The organism is Kribbella yunnanensis (assembly GCF_039529655.1).
In the GTDB taxonomy this organism is placed as follows: domain Bacteria; phylum Actinomycetota; class Actinomycetes; order Propionibacteriales; family Kribbellaceae; genus Kribbella; species Kribbella yunnanensis.
In genome coordinates, this window is the sequence record NZ_BAAANF010000018.1 from 264,709 (window position 1) to 286,406 (window position 21,698).

A 21,698-nucleotide genomic window follows, 5' to 3' on the forward strand; every position below is an offset into this window, starting at 1 on the left:
TTCTAACCCTTCAAGGAGCCGACCATGGCTCCCTTGACGAAGTGCTTCTGGACAAAGGGGTAGACGAGCAGGGGTGGAATGGTGGCGATCACGATCAGCGAGTACTTCAGCTGCTCCTGGAGTTCCTTCATCCGGATCAGCTCGGCGGTGTCGCGGACCTGGGACGGGTCGAACTGGTTCTGCAGCAGGATCTGACGCAGCACCAGCTGCAGTGGGAACAGGTGCTCGTTGGTCAGGTAGATCAGTGCGCTGAACCACGAGTTCCACTGGGCGACGGCGTAGAAGAGCAGGTTGACCGCGATGATCGGCTTGCTCAGCGGCAGCACGATCCGCCAGAAGAAGCCGAAGTCCGTACAGCCGTCGACCTTCGCGGCCTCGACCAGCTCCTCGGGGATCGTGGACTGGAAGAAGGTCCGGGTGATGATCATGTTCCAGACCGCGAGCGCGGCCGGCAGGATGATCGCCCAGCGGGTGTTCAGGATGCCGAGCCGGTCGGCCACCAGGTACGACGGGATCAGGCCGCCGGAGAACATCATCGTGAACACGAACAGCGCCATGATCAGGCCCTTGCCCGGCAGCCCCTTCCGCGACAACGGGTACGCCGCGAACAGGGTCAGGACGGTCGCGAGCACCGACCCGCCGACGGCGTACACGACGGAGTTCGAGAAGCCGCTGACGATCGAGTCGTAGTCGAAGACCGCCTTGAACGACTCGATGCTCAGCCCGACCGGCCAGAGCCAGACCTTGCCGGAGACAACATTCTTCGGATCACTCAGCGAGGCGCTGAGCACATAGACGAGCGGGTAGAGAACAGCCAGTGTGAACAGGCCGAGTGCGGTGTAGTTGCAGATCATCACGATCCGGTCGGACCGGGTTTCCTGCACCGGAGCCGGCGAGCCCGCCGAGTTCACGGTCGGTGTTGTGGTGGCCATCGCCATCACCCCTGGTAGGTCTCGTAGGCGGCCTGCTGGATCTCCAGGTAGGGCTTCAGCCCGATCGATTGCACGCGGCCGGTGAAGTCGTTCCACTGCGCGTCGTCGTTCGGATCGAGCCGGCCGGTGACGAACTTGGCCAGCGAGGTGGTCACTTCGCTCTTGAGGTTGAGCCCGATCTCGGCGTCGAGCGCGGCCTGATCGGCCTCGAGGGTGACCGGCGGGAACTGCTGCTCCATCGGCTGCTTGTACGGGAACAAGTGGTCCCGGGTCTGCTCGTACAGCGGCGACTCGAACGTCGGCTTCTTCGGATTGACCCGCTCGGCCAGCCGGAAATCGCCGGACCGGTACATCACGGCGTACTGATCCCAGGTCTTGCCCTTGGTCTCATCGGTGTTCCAGGACTCCATGCCGAACACGGACTGCTCACCGTTGATGCCCTTGTCACCCTTCGCCGACCAGCGGAAGTCCGGCCCGGCGTACGAGCGCAGGATGGCCTCGAGGTCCATCTGGAAGTCGGCCCACCGCACCAGCAGGTCGGGACGCTTGCACTTGCGCGTGACCACGAGCGTCGAGACCTCGACGCCGACGCTGAGGTAGTTCCACGGAGCGACCTGTACGCCGTTCGGCCCCTTGAGCGGCGTCATCGTCTCGTACTGGCGCCACCGCGCGTTCGGGTCGTCCAGGTCCAGCGTCATGAACGTGCCCCAGTAGTAGACCCGGGCACCGCCCATGATCGGCCCGGTCGGGTTGTCGCCGTACCGCTTGATCTGGTCCTCGGTCGCCGTGAAGATGTCCTTCGCCAGCAGCCCGTCGGCGTACAGGCCGTGCAGGTACTTCAGGCCCTCGCGCCATTCGTCCTTGACGAAGTTCGCCTCGACCTTGCCGTCGTAGACGGCCAGCCATGGCCGGTCACCGCCGTTGACGCTGTAGCTCGGGTTGTAGAGGAACGAGTTCATGAAGAAGGTGTCCAGCGGCGCGTCCTTGTAGCCGCCGAACGGGATCGTCTTCCCGCCGCCACCGAGGTCGTCCTTCTTGAACGCGGTCAGCACCTCGCGGAACTCGTCGGTCGTCGTCGGCACCGCCAGACCGACCTTGCGGACCCACTCGGTGTTGATCAGGGCCCGGCCGCCCGAGGCACGGCAGTGGTAGCAGTCGTTGAAGTCGGGGAAGCTGTAGACGCCGTCGTCCGGCGACACGATCAGCTTGCCCGCCTCGGGGTAGTCCTTCATCGCCTGCTGCAGGTTGGGCGCGTAGCGCTCGAGGTACGGGTTCAGGTCGACGAAGAGGTTCTGCGCGCCGTACAGGTAGAGCTGCGAGCGGGTGAACGTGATGCCGAGAAACGCGTCCGGTACGTCGCCGGCCGCCATCATGGCGTTGACCTTCGTCATGGTCTCCGGGTCGTTGCCCTTGCCGGCCACCTGCCGCCACTGGATCCGGATCCCGGTCTGCTGCTCCATCCACTTGGTGAACTCGTTCGTCGACCAGTCACCGACGGTGAGGCTCTGCGGGACCACGACCGTGAACGTCACCGGCTCTTTCACGATCGTCTGCTGCTTGCGCGCCTTGGGACCGACATACCCCGCTGGGTAGTTGATCCCGGACTTCAGCGGCGCGAGCTCCACGGGCGGCTGGGTCAGGCTCTCCGGGGCGGCACCCGCATCCGCCGTACTGGAGCCGCACCCGCTCAGCAGGCCACTGCTGCCTGCAGCGGCGATTCCCATGGCGCCGGCGACGAACGACCGTCGTTTCACCACTTTGCGCATCCTGCCTCCCGATACGGTCTGTGAGATATCCGATAGGATCTACGATCGACTGTCCCGCAGAATGGCAGAGATCGGATCTGTCCGAAAGGGGTGAGCGAGCGCCGTCCGCAACTTTCCTCAGGAAAGAAAGTTGCTCCCGGTGCCGGATAGGGTCGTTTTCATGGCGACCCCGAAGTTCATCCTCGAGCTGCGCGCGAAGATCGGTCACGACCTGCTCTGGCTCACCGGCCTGACCGCCGTCGTCCTCGACGACCACGACCAGGTCCTGCTCGTCCAGCGCGCCGACAACGGCCGCTGGTCGCTCGTGGCCGGCATCCTCGAACCCGGCGAACAACCCGCGGCCGCCCTGCTCCGCGAAATCTACGAGGAGACCGGCGTCGAGGCATCGGTGGAACGCCTGGTCAACGTCGAGTCGTTCCCACCGGCGATGTATCCGAACGGCGACCAGGTCCAGTTCTTGGATCTCTGCTTCCGCTGCCGCCCGATCGCCGGCGAAGCCCGCGTCAACGACGACGAGTCACTCGATGTCCGCTGGTGGCCCCTCGACAAACTCCCAGACCTGCGCGAAGAAGAGCTCCGCTTCATCGAGCGCGCCCTCTCCCCCGACGTCACGCCCTACTACGTCACCTGAGCGCAGATCTCCTGCAGCACCCGCGCCACGTCTTCGGTCGCCGACCGCCCTGCGCGGCGACACACCGAGATCCGCCGGATCAGCGGCGGATCCAGCGGTACGCATCCCGCGACCACCGTGTACTCGCTCAGCTGGGTCGGGGACACCTTGGGCATTGCGGCCAGCACATGAACCTCAGGTACGACGAGCACCAACTCGTCGTCGAAGAGTGGGATCCGCTCCAGCTGCACGGCTGACGGCTCGTCGTCGAACACGACGGCCAGATCGGCCTTCTGCTCAGCCAGCATCGCCATCGCAGCCTCAGGCTCGGCCTGCTGTAGCTGCACCCGCACGGGCGCCACCGCCGACACAGTGTCGACGAGAAACGTCGCACAAGCCGTCGGAAAAGCCACCACCCGTACGACGGCGCTGCCCGCCTCACCGAGTCGTCGCAGCGTCACCGCAGCCGCCGACTGCGCCCCGGCGAGAACCGCGGTCGCCGCGGCCAACTCCACACCGGCCGCCGTCGGCCGGACTCCACGGCCGTAGCGGATCAGGAGCGCCGTACCGGCTGCTCGCTCCAACCGCTGCATGTGCTGACTGATAGCAGGATGGGTCCACCCGAGCCGCCGGGCCGCCGCCGACATCGACCCTTCCTCGACCACCACGTTGAACACCAGCAGGCTGCGCGGATCGGGTTCCAGCTCAGACATGTCACCAATGCTGACAGATCCGGTCACGAGATCGCTCTTCTGCTACCACCTCGTGCCGACGCATCATCGACCGCATGGAGATCATCGGCGTACTGGGCGGAATGAGCTGGGAGTCCACCGCGGAGTACTTGCGACTCCTGAACCAAGGAGTCCGAGAGCGCCTAGGCGGCCTGCACTCTGCCCGTCTCCGAGTCGCCACCGTCGACTTCGCCCAGATCGAACACCTCCAGGCCACCAACAACTGGCCGGCCGCCGGCCGAATCCTGGCCCGCGGAGCCGCCGACCTCGAAGCCGCAGGCGCGACCCTGATCCTGATCGCCACCAACACCATGCACAAGGTCTACGACACCATCGCCGCAGCCGTCACCGTCCCCGTCATCCACCTAGGCGACGTAACAGCCAACGCCGTACACGCCCAAGGCCTCACCCACATCGGCCTCCTAGCCACCCGCTACACGATGGAACAAACCTTCTACACCAACCGCCTGACCCACCACGGCATCCAAACCCTCGTCCCCGACGCCCCCGCCCGCACCGAGATCCAACGCATCATCTACACCGAACTCTGCGTAGGCCTCGTCTCCCAGCCGTCCCGAGAGTCCCTCATCCACATCGCAAACGACCTAATCACCCAAGGCGCACAAGGAATCGTCCTAGGCTGCACCGAACTAGAACTCACCCTCACCGCCTCCGACCTACCCGTCCCCGTCTTCCCCACCACAACCCTGCACTGCAAAGCCGCCCTCGACCATGCAGTGCAGAAACCTGCGGCGAACTAGTGGGCGGCTTCGTGCCAGGTTCGGCCTACGCCTACGGAGACGTCGAGGGGGACGTCCATCTCGACGGCGGCGCCCATGTCTCGGCGGACCAGTTCTTCGAGGGCTTCGCGTTCGCCGGGGGCTACTTCGAAGACCAGTTCGTCGTGGACCTGGAGGAGCATCCGGGACTGGAGGCTGGAAGCCTTGAGGGAGGTGTCGACCTTGAGCATGGCCATCTTGATGACGTCGGCGGCGGAGCCCTGGATGGGGGCGTTCAGGGCCATCCGCTCGGCCATCTCGCGGCGCTGGCGGTTGTCGCTGGTGAGGTCGGGGAGGTAGCGGCGGCGGCCGAGGATGGTTTCGGTGTAGCCGCTCTTGCCGGCTTCGAGGACGATGCTGCGCAGGTAGTCGCGGACTCCGCCGAAGCCTTCGAAGTACTCGTCCATCAGGCCCTTGGCCTCGTCGACGCCGATCTTCAGCTGCTGACTCAACCCGTACGCCGACAGGCCGTACGCGAGGCCGTAGTTCATCGCCTTGATCTTGGCGCGCTGCTCCTGGGTCACCTCGGACGGCTCGACCGAGAACACCCGCGACGCGGTCACCGAGTGGAAGTCCATGCCGGAGTTGAACGCCGCGATCAGGCCCTCGTCCTTGGAGACGTGCGCCATGATGCGCATCTCGATCTGGCTGTAGTCGGCCGACATCAGCGACTCGTGGCCTTCGCCGACGACGAAGGCCTGCCGGATCCGGCGGCCCTCCTCGGTGCGGATCGGGATGTTCTGCAGGTTCGGGTCGGTGGAGCTGAGTCGGCCGGTCGCCGCGATGGTCTGGTTGAACGTCGTGTGGATCCGCGCATCGCGAGGGCTGATCGTCTTCAGCAGGCCCTCGACGGTCTGCCGCAGCCGGGTCGCGTCGCGGTGTGCCAGCAGGTACGCCAGGAACGGGTGCTCGGTCTTCTCGAACAGCGCCTGCAGCGAATCCGCGTCCGTGGTGTAGCCAGTCTTGGTCCGCTTCGTCTTCGGCATCTGCAGCTCGTCGAACAGCACCACCTGCAACTGCTTGGGCGAACCGAGGTTGATCTCCTTGCCGATCACCTCGTACGCCGCCGTGGCGGCCTCGCGGACGCCGGTCGCGAACCGCTCTTCCAGCTCCTCGAGATACGGGCGGTCGACCGCGATCCCGTCGCGCTCCATCCCGGCGATCACGTCGATCAGCGGCAACTCGACATCCGCCAAGAGCGCCGTACCGGCCTGCTTCTCGAGCTCGGCGTCCAGGGTGTCGGCGAGGTCGGCGATCGCGCGGGCGCGCAGCATCGTGTGGTCGGCGGCCGGGCCGCCCTCGATGTCGTCGAAGCTGAGCTGACCGTTCTCGACCTCTTCGGTCCGGAGCTCACGCTTCAGATAGCGCACGGTCAGGTCAGCCAAGTCGTAGGAACGCTGATCCGGACGCGCCAGGTACGCACTCAGCTGGGTGTCCGAGCTCAGACCGGCCAGCGTCCAGCCGCGCTCCAGGAAACCGAGCAGCGGGCCCTTCGCATCGTGCAGCGCCTTCGGCTGCTTCGGGTCCGCGAGCCACGCCTGCCAGGCAGACTCGTCTTCGGGAGTCAGCGCAGTCGGGTCGAACCAGGCCGCCGCACCCGCTGTGTTGGCCAGCGCCAGTCCGGTGATCTCACCGGTGCCACGCCCCCAGTTGCCCTGCACCGCAACGCCGACCCGCTCACCGGCGCTCACGTGCTTGGTCAGCCAGGCCGCGACCTCGCCCGGCTTCAGCTGCACGCCGTCCAGCTCGAAGCCGTGCTCGACGGTGGCATCGACCTCTTCGTGCTCCGCGACCAGCCGCTCACGCAGCACCCGGAACTCAAGGCTGTCGAACAGCGTGTGCACCTGCTCGCGGTCCCACGGCACCCGGAGCAGGTCGTCGACGGTGACATCCAGGGTCAGGTCGCGGATCAGCTCGTTGATCTGCCGGTTCCGGATCACGTCGGACAGGTGCTCGCGCAGCGACTCACCGGCCTTGCCCTTGATCTCGTTGACCCGGTCGATCACATCGTTCAGCGAGCCGAACTGGTTGAGCCACTTGGCCGCGGTCTTGTCACCGACACCCGGTACGCCGGGCAGGTTGTCGCTCTTCTCCCCCACCAGCGCGGCCAGGTCGGGATACAGCCGCGGCGGTACGCCGTACTTCGCCTCGACCGCGGCCGGGTCCATCCGGGCGATCTCGGAGACGCCGCGCTTGGGGTAGAGAACCGTCACGTTCTCGTTGACGAGCTGGAAGGAGTCCCGGTCGCCGGAGCTGATCAGCACCTCGAACCCCTGCTCGGAGGCCTGGGTGGCGAGCGTGGCGATGATGTCGTCGGCCTCCCAGCCGTCGATCTCCGTGGTCGGGATGCGGAGCGCGTCCAGCACCTCCTTGACCAGCGACACCTGGCCCTTGAACTCGTCCGGGGACTTCGACCGGCCGGCCTTGTACTCCGTGTACTGCTCGGAGCGGAAGGTCTTGCGGGACACGTCGAACGCGACACAGATGTGCGTCGGCTGCTCGTCACGCAGCATGTTGATCAGCATCGAGGTGAACCCGTACACCGCGTTGGTGTGCTGCCCGGTCGAGGTGGAGAAGTTCTCCACCGGCAAGGCGTAGAACGCGCGGTAGGCCAGCGAGTGCCCATCAAGGAGCAGGACGCGCGGTCGGCCGTTGCCTGCCGTCGCTGTGCCTGCCATTGGATCCTTGGTCAGCGTAGAAGTGTCAGTATCTGGAGCCACACACCGACTCTAGTGCTTCCCTGGGACAGTTTCCGAACACGGCAGTTAGGCTGCTGCGGTGACAGTTAACAACGACCTCCCGCCAGGCATGGACGTCGAGGGCAGCCTGCTGCAACTCATGGGGATCGCGGTCAGCGAGGCCGCACCGGATCGGGTCGTCGCGACCATGCCCGTCAAGGGCAACACCCAGCCGTACGGGCTCCTGCACGGCGGCGCGTCCTGCGTGCTCGCCGAGAGCCTCGGCTCGATCGGTTCCGCGCTGCACGCCGCGGCGTACGGGAAGGTCGCGGTCGGGGTCGACATCAACGCGACCCACCACCGGGCCGTCCGCGAGGGCACGGTCACCGGCGTCGCCACTCCGGTCTACCTCGGCCGGACGACTACGACGTACGAGGTCGTGATCACCGACGACCGCGACAAGCGGGTCTGTACGGCGCGAATCACCTGCCAGCTGATTCAGGCTCCGGCGGGTAGCTGAGCGGATCGGTCGCCAACGGCCGGGCCAACTGAGCCCGGCGGGCGATCACCGAGCGTCGCGAGGAGAGCAGGGCCAGCAGGTTCGGCGCGTGCTCTGCGGCCAGCCGGCGGGCGACCGTGTGCGTGTTCGCAAAACGCAGTACGCCGGCCTGTCCGAGCCCGAGCCTGGCCAGGAACCGGTTCGCCTCGCGGGCGATCGCCGGGGCGACCACGGCCAGGTGCGGGCAGCTCTCGTGTTCGGCCCAGGCGACCGCCTCGGCGATCATCGCCTTGCCGACACCGTGCCGACGGGCGGCATCACTGACGTGCAGGTACTCCACCGTGAGCGTGGTGTCGTCGTGCAGCGGGCTGACCGCGGCCCGGCGCAGGTAGGCCATCGCGTGCACCTGGCCGTCCAGCTCACCGACGATCAGGCGGCCCCACGGGTCGGCCAGATGCTTGCTGACGGCAACCTCTACCGCGGGGACCGTGGGCACGCCGGGAAGGCGGTGCGCACCGGTCGTGGTCAGCTCGCGCCACAGCGCGACGAGCGCGGCAGCATCCCCCGGCTGGGCGTCCCGCACCGCAATGGCAGCGGCCACAGCGACCTCCTGGTCTGGTCCACCCCCGAGGTGAACGGGACGGGCCCGATACGCTCGTCCTCGCGCAACAGTAGGCCCTCCAGGGTCACTTGCAAAGCTGCGCCCGGGAGAGTGAGCGGAGAGCTGCTTTGTTCGTCGGAATCGGCACAGTCGTCAACGTTGCAACGGTTCTGGCCGGGTCGACACTCGGCGTACTCGTCGGGCATCGACTCAGTCACCGGACCCGCGATCTGGTCACCGACGCACTCGGTCTGGTCACGCTGCTGATCGCGATCACCTCGGCACTCACCGTGGGCGCCAAGGCGCTCAGCGACGCGGTCGGCAGCAGTGCGCCGGTCCTGATCGTGCTCGGCGCGATGCTGATCGGCGGCATTACGGGGTCGGTACTCCGGATCGAGCAGCGGCTGGAGGGTTTCGGCGCGTGGCTGCAGCACCGGTTCCGTCGCAGCGACGGGGAAAGCACTTTCGTGGAAGGCTTTGTTACCGCGTCAATGGTCTTCTGCGTCGGGCCGCTGACGTTCCTCGGTGCGTTGTCCGACGGGCTCGGTCGTGGCGCGGACCAGTTGTTCCTCAAGGCCGTGCTGGACGGGTTCGCCTCGATCGCCTTCGCGGCGTCACTCGGCTGGGGCGTGATGGTGTCCGCCCTCGTCGTACTGGTCATTCAAGGGCTGATGACCGCGGTGGGCGCCGTACTGGGCGACATCCTGCCGGAGGCCCACGTGACCGCCCTCGGCGCGACCGGCGGCGTGATGCTGATCGGCGTTGCCTTAAGGCTGCTGAAGATCAAGCAGATCGCCGTCGCCGACATGCTGCCGGCACTGATCGTCGCGCCTCTCCTCGTTCAGCTGCTGGTAGTAATCCGCAACTGAACGAGGAGAGGACAAGCGATCAGTCTTCCCCGAGGTACGCCTTACGTACATCGTCGTTGACCAGCAGCTCGCGCCCGGTGCCGGACAGTTTGATCTGACCGACCTCCAGCACGTAGCCGTAGTCCGCCCGCTTCAGGGCGGCCTGGGCGTTCTGCTCCACCAGCAGGATCGTGGTGCCCTGCCGCTGCAGCTCGGTCACCGTCGACATGATCCGCTTCATCATGATCGGCGACAGACCCATCGACGGCTCGTCCAGCATCATCAGCTTCGGCCGGCTCATCATCGCCCGGCCCATCGCCAGCATCTGCTGCTCACCACCGGAGAACGTCCCGGCCGGCTGCTTACGCCGCTCCCCCAGGATCGGGAACAGGTCGTACGCCGAGTCCAGGTCGGTGCGGACACCGGCCGGGTCGCGGCGCGCGAACGCACCGAGCAGCAGGTTCTCCTCGACGGTCAGCCGCGGGAAGATCCGCCGGCCCTCCGGCGAGTGCGCCAGCCCGCGGGTGACGATGTCATGCGCCGCGACATTGTCGATCCGCTCGCCCTGGAACCAGATCTCACCCTGGGTCGGCCGGAGCAGACCCGAGATCGTCCGCAGCGTGGTCGTCTTACCGGCGCCGTTGGTGCCGATCAGCGACACCACCTGCCCCTGCTCGACACTGAAGCTGATCTGCTTCACGGCCACGATCTTGCCGTAGGCAACTTCCAGGTTCCGCACCTCGAGCATCGCCGAGAGCGGCTTCTCCTCTGTGGAATCCGTCATGGCTTCGCCTCCTCGGTGACGTCGTCCTGCGGACGGTCGTCGTCGTCCTCGTCGTCGTCCTCACCGGTGCCGATATAGGCCTCGATGACGCGCGGGTCGGACTGCACCTCACCCGGGGTGCCCTCGATCAGGGTCTCGCCCCGGACCAGGCAGAGCACCCGGTCGCAGAGGTTGAAGATGAACCGCATGTCGTGCTCGATCACCACGACCGACAGGCCCGAGTCCCGGATCTTGAAGATCAGGTCCATCGCCTGCCGGGTCTCCTGCGGGTTCATACCGGCCGTCGGCTCGTCCAGCAGGATGAGCTTCGGGTCGGTGGCCAGCGCCCGCGCGATCTCGAGCCGCCGCTGATCGCCGTACGGCATGTTGCGGGCCAGGTGCTCGGTCGACCGGCCGAGACCGACGAAGTCGAGCAGCTCCTGGGCCCGGGCCCGGGTGGCTGCCTCCTCGCGACGGAACTTCGGCCCGTGCAGGACCGAGGTGAGCGCGCCCGCGCTGGTCCGGCTGTAGCGGCCGACCATCACGTTCTCCAGCGCGGTCATGTTCGCGAACAGCCGGATGTTCTGGAACGTCCGGGCCATCCCCGCGCGCACCACGGCGCGCGGCTTGGGCGGCAACGGCGACAACTGCGGCAACACCGGCACCTGTACGGCGGCCTCCGGCGGCACCGGCTGTCCGGGCTTGACCTTCTTCCGCTTCGGCGCCACCGGGGCCTTCCGCGGTACGCCGGCGAACCGGACCTGCCCGCTGGTCGGCTTGTAGAGGCCGGTCAGGCAGTTGAAGAACGTCGTCTTGCCGGCGCCGTTCGGGCCGATCAGACCGACGATCTCGCCCTCGCGAACGGTCAGGTTCACGTTGTTGACCGCCAGCAGACCACCGAACCGCATGGTGACGCCGGAGGCTTCGAGTACCGGCCCGCCGACCGCCGGAGCGGCCGGACGGGATTCCGTGACGGTCATTTGGCCTCCTCGACGAGCTGGTGCTCGACCTCATCGGCGAGCTGCTCGTCCTCTTCATGGAACTCGAGCTGCCGCCGCCTGCTCGCTACCAGACCCTCGGGCCGGAAGCGCATCATCAGCACCAGCGTGATGCCGAACAGCAACAGCCGGTACTCCGAGAAGAACCGCAGCTTCTCCGGCAGCAGCTTCAGGATCGTTGCTCCCAGCAACACACCGGCGATGGTGCCCATACCGCCGAGCACGATCGCGGCGAGCAGGAACGCCGACTCCAGGAAGATGTACTGGTCGGGGCTGACCGCGCCGTCCTGATGCGCCTTGATGGTGCCGGCCAGACCGGCCAGGAACGCACCGACCGCGAACGCCAGCAGCTTCAGGCCGAAGACGTTCACACCCATCGCCTCAGCGGCCTTCTCGTCCTCCCGGATCGCCACCCAGCCGCGTCCGATCCGGCTGCTGTTCAGCCGGGAGAAGACCAGGATGACGCCGCCGGTCAGGATCAGCAGCAGGAAGTAGTAGTTCGAGAAGCGGGTGATCTCGAACCCGAACGGGTGCCGGGTGGCGCCGAAGTCCCAGCCGAACAGCACCAGGTCCGGGATCCCGGGGATACCGTTCGGCCCGTTGGTCAGGTTCGGGCCGTTGTTGCCGTCCAGGTTGAACATCGCGAACCGGAAGATCTCACCGAAGCCCAGCGTCACGATGGCCAGGTAGTCACCCGAGACGCGCAGTGTCGGCGAACCGATCACCAGACCCAGCAGGGCCGCGACACAGGCACCGACCAGAACGACCACCAGGAACGGCGGCTTCCAGCCGATCGTCGCGAACGCCGACTCCGAGAGCGTCGCCGCGACGTACGCACCCGAACCCAGGAACGCGATGTACCCGAGGTCGAGCAGACCGGCCAGACCGACCACGATGTTCAGACCCATCGCGGTGGCCGCGAAGACCAGCACCGAGGTCGCGATCGACATGTTCGCGTCCGACCCGTTCTGGGTGAACGGGAACAGGAACGCCACCGCGAACGACGCCAGCGTCAGCACCTTGCGGTGCCGCTGCCCGGCATGACTGATCCAGCTCATCGCTCCGACCCGGAACAGCGCGACCGCGATCGTCGCGATGAAGACCAGGCAGAGGATGAACAACCAGGCGTCGTCCAGGCCGAGCGCGTACGCCGCCGTGAACAGCAGCGCCGCCATCAGCAGCGCGATCGCGAGGATCTCGGCCCAGGCCGGCGACTTCGCCTTGCTCATGTCGCGCAGCCCGTGCCGCAACGGCATCAGCCAGGCCGCCACCGCGAGCAGCAGCGCGCCCACCAGCGAGATGTACCCGCCGGGGTTGACGTTGATCAGACCGTCGGACTCGACGCTGATCGCCGCCAGGGTCAGCACCATGAACAGTGCCAGCCCGGACCCGAGCGCGCGCAGACCGGCGGTCGTGTCCAGCCACCAACCGAGCTTGCCCTTGTCGGCCACCAGCAGCACCAGCGCCACCACGGCGACGATGATCGCCAGGATCTGCAGGCCACCGGGATAGAGGTCGATCGACAGATCGTTCAGGATCGAGCCGTCGTAGCTCCAGGACAGGCACGATCCGAAGATCACCAGAACGGCGCCGGCCAGGCCGAGCGGCCACGCGAACGGACGGCCCTTGGGCGCGCCCGCAACCTCCGGCGCTGCCGGAGGCTGTGTCTGTACGTCGGTCATGCGCGGTCCACCACCCTCGCGCCCAGCAGGCCCTGCGGCCTGAACACCAGAACCAGAATCAGGATCACGAACGCCCAGACGTCCTTCCAGGTACTACCACCGAACTGGCCCGGGATGTACTGCGTCGCCATCGCCTCGACCACACCGAGGACGAGGCCACCGACGACCGCGCCGTAGATGTTGCCGATACCACCCAGTACGGCGGCGGTGAACGCCTTCAGACCGGCCAGGAAGCCCATCCGGTACTGGATGTTGCTGTTCTGCAGTCCCTGCGATACACCTGCGATCGCAGCGAGCACAGCACCGAGGGCGAACGCGACCACGATGATCCGGTCGACGTTGATACCCATCAGGCGAGCGGTGTCCGGGTCCTGCGAGACGGCCTGCATACCGCGGCCGACGCGGGTCCGGTTGATGAAGAACCACAGCACGATCGCACAGATCGCGAGTGCGGCGACCGTGAAGATCGCCGAGCGCTGGATCGTGACTCCGCCGACAGAGAGCGCCGTACCGGAGACCACGTCGATCTGCGGGAACGGGATGCTCTGCTTGGCACTCGGCCACTCGACGTGAGTGATGAGCGTGCGCCACAGCACCCAGCCGATCTCGGCCGCCGCCACCGCGGTGACCGCAGCCAGCACGATCGGCTGGATACCGGTCTCGACCCGGGCCTTGTTCCGGACCGCGATCGACAGCAACCAACCGACGACGGTACCGACCGCGGCGCCGACGATGACGACACCGGGGACGAGCAGAACGCTCAGCTCCCGCTCGACGAGCCGGGCGACGATCCACAGTACGACGGCGCCGGTCGCGGCACCGAGCAACGGGGCCCGGTCGAGCCACTTCGTCACCGGGTGGTTCAGGTTCGGACGGCCGGGCCGCCCACCCACGACGTACCCGAGTGCCAGCGCGCCGCCGGCGAACACGACGACGGTCCACGCGGGCTGGTCGTACATCAGCCGGATGAACTCCTGCAGGAACACCGAGATACCGATCGCGGTGATCAGTGGTGCCAGTCGTGGCGCGTTCCGCAGGGGACGGTACGCGACACGTTCCATCAGCACCGCGGTGCCGACCGACGCGATGATCGCGCCGAGCATCATCACCGGCAGGATCCAGACCGAGGTCTTGCCGTCGAAGAACAACAGATAAGTGGTCAGTGCGCCGAACGCACCGATCATGAACACCTCGCCGTGGGCGAAGTTGATGAGCTGCACGATGCCGTAGACGACGGTGTACCCGACGGCGATCAGGGCGTACAGCGATCCCAGGGTCAGCCCATTGACGAGCTGCTGGAAGAACTGGTCCACGTCGACCTCCCAACTACCTCAGTTACGACATGCCTCGGGGGCGGGAGGATCTTCTCCCACCCCCGAGAACATGAGGTCGACCTTGCTTACTTGGTCTCGAAAGCCTTCGTCTCCACGGTCGCCCACGCGCCCGCGTCGACCTTGTAGACGGTCAGCACCTTGGAGGTGCTGTCGCCGTACTGGTCGAACGCGACCTTGCCGGTCACACCGTCGAACGAAACCTTGCCGAGGGCATCGACAGTCTTCTGACGCGCCGACTCGACGTCCGAAGCGCCGGCCAGCGACGTCTTCAGGGCGTTGATGATCGCGTTGGCCGCGTCGTAGGAGTAACCGCCGTACGCAGCGGAGTCCTCCTTGTAGCCGGCCGTCTTGTAGTCGGCCAGGAACTTCTTGCCGGCCTCGGTCGAGTCGGTCGGCGCACCGACGGACGTCGAGAGGTCGTTGGTGGCGTTCTTACCGGCCAGGGTGATGTACTTCGGGTCCTTGATGCCGTCGCCGCCCATCAGCGGGACGTTCAGGCCGGCGGCCTTCATCTGCTGCGAGAGCGGCCCGGCCTGCGGGTACTCGCCGCCGTAGTAGACGGCCTGCGGGCCGGACGGCTTGATCGCCGAGATGACCGCGCTGTAGTTGGTGTCGTCCGGGTTCACCGTCTGGGCCGCGACGATCTGGCCGCCGAGCTTCTTGAACTCGTCGGTGAAGGTGCCGACCAGACCCTGGCCGTAGGCCTTCTTGTCGTGGATCGTGGCGACCTTGGTGATCTTCGCGGTCTCGAACAGGTACCGGGCCGCGAACGGGCCCTGAACCGCGTCGGTCGTGCAGGTGCGGAAGTAGTTGGTGTACGGCCGCTTCGGCGCCGTCTGCCACGCCGCACCCTGGGTCAGGCCGGGGCCGGTGTTGGCCGGCGAGACCTGGACGATGTGCTTCGGGTCGAGCACCGGCTGGACCTGCTGGGCGACGCTGGTGTTCAGCGTGCCGACGACGCCGATGACGTCCTTGTCGCCGGCCAGCGCGGTGGCCGCGTTCTTGCCCGGCTCGGTCTTGCCCTCGTCGTCCTTCGGCACGGCCTCGAGCTTCCAGCCCGGGATCGCGTTGGTGTCGTTGGCCTGCTTGATGGCCAGCTCGACGGAGTGCTGGATACCGAGGCCCAGCGCCGACAGGTCACCCGACAGCGGCGCGATGATGCCGATCTTGGCGGTCTTGGTGCTGCCGCCAGTCCCCCCGCCATTGTCACCGCCACTGCGAGAACCGCAGGCAGTCAGGGCCAACGACGCAACGATCAGCGACGCGCCGACCCTTACTACGGAACGCTGGTGCACTGTTCCTCCCATGTCTGGATAGTCCGGCCGATCCCCGGACTCCCGCGTTTGCCGCGAGCATCCGCAGGTTAGACCGCCGAATGCTCCCAAGCGAACAGCGCACTGGCTGTGTTGTGAGGTCGTTACAGCTGTAAGTACCATCTTGCAATCTGAGAACTGTCCCAGCGGCAGGATGATGACACAGCGTCAGTTCTTCATCCCGTTTGCGTGAAGACTGGCCGGTTTCGACAGGCCACCTCCGGCACGGTCCGTGACAAATCTTCACCAGTCATCACCTTCGGGTGACAATCCGTGCCCGTCCGGCGCACCGAACCCCCGGTACGCCGCCCGTCCGCCCCCGCCGGCGCCCGCCCGGACGGGCATCCGCCGGGTGGATGCCCTCGGCAACCAGCCCCGGAGTACCGGATCCGGTTGTCTGGTTGGCCGCTCGCCCGCTCAGTTGCCGCCGGCCTCGTCCACCACGAGCTCGGCCACCTGCCGCATCGACACCCGCTTGTCCATCGCCGTCTTCTGGATCCACCGGAACGAATCCGGCTCCGACAACCCGAACTTCGTCTGCAGCACCGACTTCGCCCGGTCCACCAGCTTCCGCGTCTCCAGCCGCTCCGCCAGATCCGCGACCTCCCGCTCCAGCTCCGCCAGCTCGACGTACCGCGACGCCGCGATCTCGATCGCCGGCAACAGATCAGCCTTGGAGAACGGTTTCACCAGATAAGCCATCGCCCCCGCGTCCCGGGCCCGCTCCACCAGCTCCCGCTGCGAGAACGCCGTCAGCATCAGCACCGGCGCGATCCGCTCCCCCGCGATCTTCTCCGCCGCACTCAACCCGTCCAGCTTCGGCATCTTCACATCCAGAATCACCAGATCCGGCCGATGCTCAGCAGCCAGCCGAATGGCCTCCTCGCCGTCCCCCGCCTGCCCGACGACGTCGTACCCCTCCTCGGCCAGCATCTCGGCCAGATCCATCCGGATCAACGCCTCGTCCTCAGCGATCACCACACGCTTAGCAGTCACAAGGGCCACTGTATCGACCCGCCACCTACGACTTAGGCCCCACAAACGTGTCGAGCCTCTCCACCCCTTCCCGCCGACTCACCGCGATGTGATCCCAGCGCGGGCTTCGCCAAGGAATGCCGAGCAGGTCGAGGGCCTGCGTGAGGATGTTGCGGATGTCGTCCGACTTGTTACTGAAGATGTACCGCGAGTAGAAGTACCGCTTCTCCGACCCCGGCTTGCTCACCCAATTCTCGAACCGGCACCCGTCCGAGTGGAACAACCCACGCACCAGTTGCTCGGGGTACTTGGCAACAATCTCCAACTGCCACTCGACCAACTCGATCTTCCGCAGATGCTTCCGCCCCGCCCCATGCTGCGGAAACAAGCACGGCCAATGCTTCCACCTAACCTCCGTCCGGACGCACCCGATACCTTGCCGAGGAACCGGACCAGCAGTCGGCTTCACCCGAATCATCGTCTCGGCGATCTCGCGATTCAGCTCGACGTACCTGACGTCATTCACGATCTGCAGCGTGAACACACCCCGCCGCGCCTTGGCGATGCACCCATCCCCCAGATACCACCCCAGCAGCAACGCGTACGCCTTCTCATCCAGCTCCGCTCCATCACACCGAGGACAAGGAGTCGGCGGAAAACCCGTCCCCCGCGGCAGACCCAGCTCTTGGTACAGCCGGCGCCACCGCTTGATCGTCTTGATCGCAACGCCATGTATCTCTGCGTTGGCCCGATCGCTGACCCCGTTGTCCGACATCCGCAACGCGGAGTCAACCGTCTCCTGCGACCTGAAGTGCCCCATGCCACATGCTCTCGAAGACCACCGACAATTTGCGGTCCAGCTACCTCGATGGGTTAGGATCTGAATCCTGCACAGTAGGTAGAAAGCCCTGATACCCCAACGGCAGAGGGCGTCGCCTCAAACGCGATTCAGTGTGGGTTCGAATCCCACTCAGGGCACAGTTTTTGTCTGTAGGGCCTGCGATTCTCGCTTCATGTACGACGAGAAGATGCGGGCTGTGGCTCGGGAAGCGATGGCTTCCGGGGCGAGCCTCAACGCGATCAGCAAGCGGCTCGGGGTCAGCCGGTCGGCGTTGCGTGAGTGGCGTGACGATCCGGAGCCGCGGTCCGGCAGTTGCCCTCGGTGTTCGAGTGGGGCGCTCGACCGCGCGTCGTACGCGCATCTATTGGGGTGGTATCTGGGCGACGGCTGTCTGTCAGAGCATCGCCGGAAGGTGTACGCGCTGCGGATCGCCTGTGACGACAAGTATCCGCGGCTGATCGACGAGGTCGCGGCGGTTGTGATCGCCATACACCCGAGCCGCCCGGTCCATCGGGTGCAGGCGGTCGGGTATACGTCCGTTGTCTCGTACTGGAAGCACTGGCCGTGTCTGTTTCCGCAGCATGGCGCCGGACCGAAGCACGGGCGGCGGATCGAGTTGGTGGATTGGCAGCGCGAGATCGTTGCCGAGCACCCGGAACTGCTCCTGCGCGGGCTGTTCAACTCCGACGGCTGCCGGGCAGCGAACTGGGCGACGCGGATGGTCGGTGGTGTGACCAAGCGGTACGAGTACCCGCGGTACCAGTTCTCCAACGAGTCGGCCGACATCATGCGGTTGTGTCAGGAGACCCTCAGCCTGCTCGACATCCCCTGGCGCATGCCTCGGCGAAATGCCCTGTCGGTGGCTCAAAAAGCAGGCGTTGCTCGGCTCGACGAGTTCATCGGGCCTAAGACATGAGTGAGGCGGACGACCACCTGGCCGTCCGCCTCTGTCACAGCGCTCTGTTTACGGGTTCGGAGTCCGATACGCCGGGGCGATGCCTTCGATGGCGTCGCCCATTCGGTGGACTCGGAGGGCGTTGGTGGAGCCGGGGATGGAGGGTGGGGAGCCGGCGACGATTACTACCAGGTCGCCCTTTTTGAGTTTGCCCAGTTCCAGCAGGCGCTGGTCTACCTGGCGGACCATTTCGTCGGTGTGGTCGACGGTGGGGACGATGTGGGTCTCGATGCCCCAGACGACGGAGAGCCAGGAGCTGACCGAGGGGACGGGGGTGAAGGCCAGGACGGGGATTTCGGTGCGGTAGCGGGCCAGGCGCAGGGCCGTGTCACCGGACTGGGTGAAGGCGACCAGGAGTTTGGCGTCGAGGCGCTCGGCGACGTCCGCCGCGGCGCGGGCGATGACTCCGCCCTTGGTGCGGGGTTCCCACTCGATTTCCTTGACGCGGGAGAGGCCGTGTTCCTCGGTGGACTCGACGATACGGGCCATCGTGTTGACGGTCTCGATCGGGAAGCGGCCGACGCTGGTTTCGCCGGAGAGCATGACGGCGTCGGCGCCGTCGAGGACGGCGTTGGCGACGTCGGAGGCCTCGGCGCGGGTCGGGCGGGGGGCGGAGATCATCGATTCGAGCATCTGGGTGGCGACGATCACCGGCTTGGCGTTCAGGCGGGCCTGGTCGATGATCAGCTTCTGGACCAGCGGGACCTCTTCGAGCGGGAGCTCGACGCCGAGGTCACCGCGGGCGACCATGAAACCGTCGAAGGCCTCGATGATCTCGTCGAGGTTCGCGACCGCCTGCGGCTTCTCGATCTTGGCGATGACGGGGACCCGGAGGCCCTCCTCGTCCATGATCTTGTGCACGAGGGCGATGTCGGCGGCGTCCCGGACGAAGGACAGCGCGATCATGTCGGCGGGCAGGTGCAGGGCCCACCGCAGGTCCTCGACGTCCTTCTCGGACAGCGCCGGCACGCTGACCGCGACGCCGGGCAGGTTGATGCCCTTGTGGTTCGACACCGGGCCACCCACGGTGACGCGGCAGATCACGTCGGTCGCGGTCACCTCCTCGGCGACGAGCCCGATCCGGCCGTCGTCGATGAGCAGCTGGTCGCCGGGTTTCACGTCACCGGGCAGACCGTCGTACGTCGTTCCGCAGATGGTCACGTCACCCGGCACCTCCCGGGTGGTGATGGTGAAGCGCTCGCCGTAGGTCAGCGTGACCTTGCCTTCGGCGAACTCGGCCAGCCGGATCTTCGGACCCTGCAGGTCGACCAGGATGCCGACGTTCTTGCCGGTCTCCGCGGCGGCGGTACGGATCCGCTGATAGATCCGCTCGTGCTCGGCATGGGCACCGTGGCTCAGGTTGAGACGAGCCACGTCCATACCGGCTTGGACGAGTTCCAGGATGCGCTCGGGGGCGGCCGTAGCCGGGCCGAGCGTACAAACGATCTTTGCGCGACGCACGTCACAAAACCCTACTCCTACAAGACCACTGCGCCGCTGGTCCACCCCCGTTACTGGTGGGTTAACACCCCGTGACAAGCGGCCGCGAAGCCTGAAACGTCAGGAAGGCAAGGGGGTGTAGGGCCCGACGGTGATTTCGCCGGCCAGCCCGGCGGTGACGGTCTGCAGGCCGATCGGCTTGCCGTCGGTATAGGTGACCAGCGTCATCTCCCCCGGCCGCCGCAGCGTGTAGCCGAGCGCGAACGCGTACGCCGCTCCCCCGGTCGTCCCGTTCGTGTACGTCGTGACCGGCCGATCGTCGACGACCTTCGTCTCGGGGCCGACCTGCCGGTGCAGATGTCCGGACAACAGGAGTATCGCGCAGCCGCGGGCGGCCGTTTCGGCGTACGACGAGGGGTCGTGGACGACCATTGTCGAGATCCGCTTGTCGTCGGGCTGCTCGCAGGCAACGTCGGCGAGCCGCTTGGACTGGTCGGCGATCGTCTCGTCGCCGGGGCTGTCCGCGCTGCCGAGCCCGGTCTTGGTCGGGTCGCTGTCGCCCAGGAACCGGATCCCCTCGACCTCGACCGGCTTGCTGTCGAGGACGGTGAAGCCGTTCTTCCGCATCGCGTCCTCGATGTGTCCGCCGGCGTCGTGGTTCCCGGCGACGGCGACCACTTTGAGGTCCTTGAAGTGCTCCCGCAGCGAGTGGATGCTGAACACCTCCCACGACTGCCCCGACGACGAGTCGTCGCCGGCGTCGATCAGCACCTTCGCGCCGGCCACCTTCGCGACCTCGGCCGCGACCGGGTCCATCCCGATGTTGTCGTGCCGGTCCGAGACCAGCAGCGCGACCGTCTCGTTCTCGGTCGCCTGGTGGATCCGCCCGCCGACCCGCGGGACCTGATCCCGCAACCGCCCGTAGAACTCGGTCGAACGCTCGTACGTCTCGACCGCCGTCTTGATCACGCCGACACCACCGGTGGTGGAGAATCCAGACGCGACCTCGACCCGCTTCAACCGCGGGTCGAGCGACAACTGCGGCAGCAACTCCGACAGCGGCCGCCACTCGGTCGGCGGGACCTCCGCCGTACGCATCCGTCCGGGGCCGAAGATCGACGCGATCGTGATCAGCATCGCGACCAGTACGACGAGGGCCCGGTGCTCGAACCGCCGTTCGTGCGTGTGCACGTAGTCCCACAACTCGCGGCGCCGCCGACGACCGAGTGAGGTCCACAGCGTCGCCACCACCACAACCACCAGCAACCCCGAACCAGCTCCGGCGACGAGGTTGTCGACGGCCATCTCCTGGATGACCTGCTGGATCCGGGCGATCTCACCGTCGGGCTGCGAGGCGATCAGGGCGTCACGGTTGAGCAGCTCGGTGAGGTTGTCGGCGTCAGTCTCCTGTATGTCGACGTTCACACCGACCCCGCCCGGTGTGTCGGTCGCGATCCGCAACCGCGGTAACACCGCCCCGAGATCGAGCGTCGCATGACCGTCGAACGTCGGCGAGATCGTTGCCGCGTGCGCCCCGATCGTGACCCGCTCGGAGTCGTTCGAGAACCCCAGCGCCCCGACCAGCATCGTGGTCGCCGCCCACAGCATGACCAGCCCGGCCCACGGCGCCACCGCCTGGACCCGCTTCCGCGTCACCAACCGCCTACCCACACCACCAACCTATCGGCCCACGCCACCTTCACCACCGACCATCCACCCCGCGCCCAAAGAGCAGCCGACCGTTCTTTGAGCACAAACCGCGACTTTGAGTACCCACCAACCGTTCTGACAGGCACAACGTGGTCGGTGGGTTCCCAAAGTTGGATGTGGTGCCCAAAGAGAAGGGGGCTGCTCTTTGGGCACGAGGGGCGACTTTGAGTACCCACCAGTCGTTTCGGCGGGAGAAAAATGGTTGGTGGGTTCCCAAAGTTGTGCTTCGTGCACAAAGAGCGG

At 66.5% G+C, this 21,698-nt stretch carries 19 protein-coding genes and 1 tRNA gene; 6 read left to right on the top strand and 14 right to left on the bottom strand.

The window, feature by feature from the left end; translation table 11 throughout:
- Positions 1-2: 2 nt before the first annotated feature.
- Together ABD231_RS28900 and ABD231_RS28905 are read right to left on the bottom strand one after the other, a co-directional pair.
- Positions 3-932 carry a carbohydrate ABC transporter permease gene (locus ABD231_RS28900; RefSeq protein WP_344158740.1) on the bottom strand — a complete coding sequence of 310 codons (930 nt, stop codon included), beginning with the start codon at positions 930-932 and terminating at the stop codon, positions 3-5.
- Positions 933-937: 5 nt separating this feature from the next.
- A complete protein-coding gene (locus tag ABD231_RS28905) occupies positions 938-2,698 on the bottom strand; it encodes an extracellular solute-binding protein (protein ID WP_344158742.1) in 1,761 nt (586 codons plus the stop codon).
- A gap of 160 nt (positions 2,699-2,858) precedes the next feature.
- Here ABD231_RS28905 and ABD231_RS28910 point away from each other — a divergent pair, with 160 nt between their 5' ends.
- Entirely contained in the window at positions 2,859-3,329 is a 471-nt protein-coding gene (locus ABD231_RS28910) for an NUDIX hydrolase (RefSeq protein WP_344158744.1), read from the top strand.
- On the opposite strand, the gene ABD231_RS28915 is transcribed toward ABD231_RS28910, so the two are convergent.
- Positions 3,317-4,021, bottom strand: coding sequence for a LysR family transcriptional regulator (locus ABD231_RS28915; RefSeq protein ID WP_344158746.1), 705 nt, complete (start codon positions 4,019-4,021; stop codon positions 3,317-3,319). The genes ABD231_RS28910 and ABD231_RS28915 overlap by 13 nt on opposite strands.
- A 74-nt stretch (positions 4,022-4,095) precedes the next feature.
- On the opposite strand from ABD231_RS28915, the gene ABD231_RS28920 reads away from it, so the two are divergent.
- Entirely contained in the window at positions 4,096-4,800 is a 705-nt protein-coding gene (locus tag ABD231_RS28920; protein WP_344158748.1) for an aspartate/glutamate racemase family protein, read from the top strand.
- Here the strand turns inward: ABD231_RS28920 and polA are convergent.
- On the bottom strand, positions 4,797-7,496 hold the full coding sequence (gene polA, locus ABD231_RS28925) for a DNA polymerase I (RefSeq protein WP_344158750.1): 2,700 nt from the start codon (positions 7,494-7,496) through the stop codon (positions 4,797-4,799). The two genes, ABD231_RS28920 and polA, sit on opposite strands and share 4 nt — an antisense overlap.
- Before the next feature lie 100 nt (positions 7,497-7,596).
- On the opposite strand from polA, the gene ABD231_RS28930 reads away from it, so the two are divergent.
- Entirely contained in the window at positions 7,597-8,016 is a 420-nt protein-coding gene (locus tag ABD231_RS28930; protein WP_344158752.1) for a hotdog fold thioesterase, read from the top strand.
- Here the strand turns inward: ABD231_RS28930 and ABD231_RS28935 are convergent.
- Positions 7,979-8,596, bottom strand: coding sequence for a GNAT family N-acetyltransferase (locus ABD231_RS28935; RefSeq protein ID WP_344158754.1), 618 nt, complete (start codon positions 8,594-8,596; stop codon positions 7,979-7,981). The two genes, ABD231_RS28930 and ABD231_RS28935, sit on opposite strands and share 38 nt — an antisense overlap.
- Before the next feature lie 128 nt (positions 8,597-8,724).
- Here ABD231_RS28935 and ABD231_RS28940 point away from each other — a divergent pair, with 128 nt between their 5' ends.
- Positions 8,725-9,465, top strand: coding sequence for a DUF554 domain-containing protein (locus tag ABD231_RS28940; protein ID WP_344158756.1), 741 nt, complete (start codon positions 8,725-8,727; stop codon positions 9,463-9,465).
- A gap of 19 nt (positions 9,466-9,484) precedes the next feature.
- Here the strand turns inward: ABD231_RS28940 and ABD231_RS28945 are convergent, their stop codons facing one another.
- The 7 genes from ABD231_RS28945 to ABD231_RS28980 form a co-directional block, all read right to left on the bottom strand.
- On the bottom strand, positions 9,485-10,228 hold the full coding sequence (locus ABD231_RS28945) for an ABC transporter ATP-binding protein (protein WP_425554214.1): 744 nt from the start codon (positions 10,226-10,228) through the stop codon (positions 9,485-9,487).
- Positions 10,225-11,187 carry an ABC transporter ATP-binding protein gene (locus tag ABD231_RS28950; RefSeq protein ID WP_344158758.1) on the bottom strand — a complete coding sequence of 321 codons (963 nt, stop codon included), beginning with the start codon at positions 11,185-11,187 and terminating at the stop codon, positions 10,225-10,227. Before ABD231_RS28950 ends, ABD231_RS28945 begins: the two co-directional genes overlap by 4 nt.
- A complete protein-coding gene (locus ABD231_RS28955; RefSeq protein WP_344158760.1) occupies positions 11,184-12,887 on the bottom strand; it encodes a branched-chain amino acid ABC transporter permease in 1,704 nt (567 codons plus the stop codon). Before ABD231_RS28955 ends, ABD231_RS28950 begins: the two co-directional genes overlap by 4 nt.
- Positions 12,884-14,200, bottom strand: coding sequence for a branched-chain amino acid ABC transporter permease (locus tag ABD231_RS28960; RefSeq protein ID WP_425554215.1), 1,317 nt, complete (start codon positions 14,198-14,200; stop codon positions 12,884-12,886). The genes ABD231_RS28955 and ABD231_RS28960 overlap by 4 nt, the downstream gene beginning before the upstream one ends.
- Before the next feature lie 86 nt (positions 14,201-14,286).
- Entirely contained in the window at positions 14,287-15,528 is a 1,242-nt protein-coding gene (locus ABD231_RS28970) for a branched-chain amino acid ABC transporter substrate-binding protein (protein WP_344158762.1), read from the bottom strand.
- 423 nt (positions 15,529-15,951) lie between these two features.
- On the bottom strand, positions 15,952-16,539 hold the full coding sequence (locus ABD231_RS28975) for an ANTAR domain-containing response regulator (RefSeq protein ID WP_344158764.1): 588 nt from the start codon (positions 16,537-16,539) through the stop codon (positions 15,952-15,954).
- A 16-nt stretch (positions 16,540-16,555) separates the two neighbouring features.
- The gene (locus tag ABD231_RS28980; RefSeq protein ID WP_344158766.1) at positions 16,556-17,329 is read right to left on the bottom strand and encodes a transcriptional regulator; all 774 of its coding nucleotides are present in this window, start codon (positions 17,327-17,329) and stop codon (positions 16,556-16,558) included.
- Positions 17,330-17,414: 85 nt separating this feature from the next.
- Here ABD231_RS28980 and ABD231_RS28985 point away from each other — a divergent pair.
- Positions 17,415-17,487 (top strand) — tRNA-Leu (locus ABD231_RS28985).
- Positions 17,488-17,522: 35 nt separating this feature from the next.
- A complete protein-coding gene (locus tag ABD231_RS28990) occupies positions 17,523-18,266 on the top strand; it encodes a transcriptional regulator (protein WP_344158768.1) in 744 nt (247 codons plus the stop codon).
- Positions 18,267-18,314: 48 nt separating this feature from the next.
- Here ABD231_RS28990 and pyk read toward each other — a convergent pair whose 3' ends face one another.
- Both pyk and ABD231_RS29000 read right to left on the bottom strand, forming a co-directional pair.
- Positions 18,315-19,766 carry a pyruvate kinase gene (pyk, locus tag ABD231_RS28995; protein WP_344158770.1) on the bottom strand — a complete coding sequence of 484 codons (1,452 nt, stop codon included), beginning with the start codon at positions 19,764-19,766 and terminating at the stop codon, positions 18,315-18,317.
- 99 nt (positions 19,767-19,865) lie between these two features.
- Positions 19,866-21,416 carry a metallophosphoesterase family protein gene (locus ABD231_RS29000; protein WP_344158772.1) on the bottom strand — a complete coding sequence of 517 codons (1,551 nt, stop codon included), beginning with the start codon at positions 21,414-21,416 and terminating at the stop codon, positions 19,866-19,868.
- Positions 21,417-21,698 lie beyond the last annotated feature (282 nt).